The 2,074-nt window shown below is 61.5% G+C and carries 2 protein-coding genes and 1 pseudogene; 1 reads left to right on the top strand and 2 read right to left on the bottom strand.

The annotated features are described in order from the left end of the window. On the bottom strand, positions 1–1,220 hold a 1,220-nt coding region (gene cysS / locus EN879_RS33350; protein ID WP_127274580.1), incomplete at its 3' end, for a cysteine--tRNA ligase. A 390-nt stretch (positions 1,221–1,610) separates the two neighbouring features. Between cysS and EN879_RS33345 the strand changes: the two genes are divergently transcribed. Then, complete coding sequence (locus EN879_RS33345; RefSeq protein WP_013532562.1) at positions 1,611–1,766, top strand: hypothetical protein; 156 nt, start codon at positions 1,611–1,613, stop codon at positions 1,764–1,766. 61 nt (positions 1,767–1,827) lie between these two features. On the opposite strand, the pseudogene EN879_RS33340 reads toward EN879_RS33345, so the two are convergent. Continuing rightward, positions 1,828–2,074 (bottom strand): annotated as a pseudogene (locus tag EN879_RS33340) (SOS response-associated peptidase); the annotation flags it as partial.

The raw sequence follows: 2,074 nt of genomic DNA, 5'->3' as shown, positions 1-2,074 counted from the left end.
GCCTTCAGCGATGCAGCGGCATCGTTGCCGTCCATTGCCTCGCCGGCCAACTGGGTCAGGACCTGGAAGGCGGCATAGGTGGCGAGATCGTCCGACAAGGCGTCAATGATCTCCACGGGCACCTGTCCCGCCGCCGTCGGCGCGAGGTCGGCCCCCCGCTTCCATTTTCGCAGGGTGTTCTCGGCCTCTTCCAGCTTGCGCACGGAAAAGTCGATCGGCTCGCGATAATGCGTCATCAGCATCGCCAGCCGCAGCACCTCGCCCGGCCATTTGCGGCCGCCGAAGGTCTCGGTCTCCAGGAGTTCGTTGATCGAGTAGAAGTTGCCGAGGCTCTTCGACATTTTCTGCCCTTCGACCTGCAGGAAGCCGTTGTGCATCCAGATGTTGGCCATCATTTCGGTGCCATGGGCGCAACGCGACTGGGCGATCTCGTTTTCATGGTGCGGGAAGATCAGGTCGAGGCCGCCGCCATGGATGTCGAAGACCTCGCCGAGATAGGCGGCCGACATCGCCGAGCACTCGATGTGCCAGCCCGGCCGACCCCTGCCCCATGGCGAATTCCAGCCCGGCTCCTCCGGTGACGACAACTTCCAGAGGACAAAATCGCCGGGATTTTTCTTATGCGCGTCGACGGCGACGCGAGCACCGGCCTGCTGCTCGTCGAGATTGCGCTTCGACAGCTGGCCGTAGTCGGGCATCGACGCCGTGTCGAACAGGACTTCGCCCGCAGCAACATAGGCATGGCCGCGTTCGATCAGGCTTTGAATCAAGGTGATCATGTCAACCTTGCCGTCGGCACGGGGCTCGACGAATTCGGTGGCGCGCGGCTCGACCGTCGGCTCCAGGCAGCCGAGAACCGCCACGTCGCTGTGGAACTGGTCGGCGGTCTTTTCGGTGACCCGCCTGATCGCCTCATTCAACGACAGCGTGCCGGAAGCGATCTCGCCGCCGAAATCGCGCAAAGCGCGCGCATTGATCTTGTCGTCTACGTCGGTGATGTTGCGCACATAGGTGACGTGCGTCTGCCCATAGAGATGGCGCAGCAAGCGGAACAGCACGTCGAAGACGATCACCGGCCTGGCATTGCCGATATGAGCAAAGTCGTAGACGGTCGGGCCGCAGACATACATGCGCACGTTCAGCGGATCGATCGGGACGAAATCCTCTTTCGTCCGCGTCAGCGTGTTGTAGAGGCGCAGGCCCTGCGATGCGTCGGACATTCGTGCCTTCCCGGTTCAGAACTCAATTCGACGAAGCCAGCCCTGCGCGAACGCAAATCAGGCTCCAGCCTGCTGGCCGGGGCGTTTGTCCAATCTGGGGAGAGATGAGGCGAAAACGTCCGGACCAGCGCGAGGCTAGCCAATAATGCAAATGCCACAAATGGCGAAAGACGTTTTCATGGGCGGCTTTATCGCCTTGGCTTGTGTTGCCGTCAAGTCGCAAGTTTCGGCAAAACCGTCGCTGGGTCACAGGTAATGATGCACTGAAACATTTTATTAAACATGTCGGCACAGTCATGAAACATTCGCCGGCTAGATCAGCAGGCGTCACGATTTGGTCAGAATCGGCCATCAAACGCAGACACGAAAATGTTACCAGGGAAGAGAGACATGCCCCGAACCAAGCAGGAAGCCAACCGCGCCAAGCAGCCGGCGCTGGCCAACCACTATCGCGCAATCGGCCCGGCCGCGATCGTCGCCGCCCTTCTCCATACCGCCAAGAAGAAAAAGCCGGCGCAGAAGATCGTTTCGCCCCGCGCTGCCTGAAGGGGTGGGCGGCCGGCGCCAATGGCGCCAGAAATGAAGGCGCCGACGCGCGCGCCCTCTGCTAGAACAACGTCATCTGACTGTCGTCCGCGCCGGACTTCTGGCGCTTGACCTTCTCGGGCTCCGGCCCGATCTCGCCCCGCTCCTGAATCTCCGGTCCGGTGTTGGCGACCTTGTTGACGAGGTCGGAGACCGGAATTGCCTCGAAGAAATCGAGCTGAGCCGGCCGCAACAGATCGGCGACATCACGCGGTTCGAGCGTGCGGCAATCCAGCCAACGGGCGAAATCCCTGGGGTCGATCACCACC

It is taken from the genome of Mesorhizobium sp. M7A.F.Ca.AU.002.02.1.1, assembly GCF_003998535.1.
Classification (GTDB): Bacteria; Pseudomonadota; Alphaproteobacteria; order Rhizobiales; family Rhizobiaceae; genus Mesorhizobium; species Mesorhizobium ciceri.
Note: the sequence above shows the minus strand (reverse complement) of the source record. Positions and strands in the feature narration are given on the sequence as shown.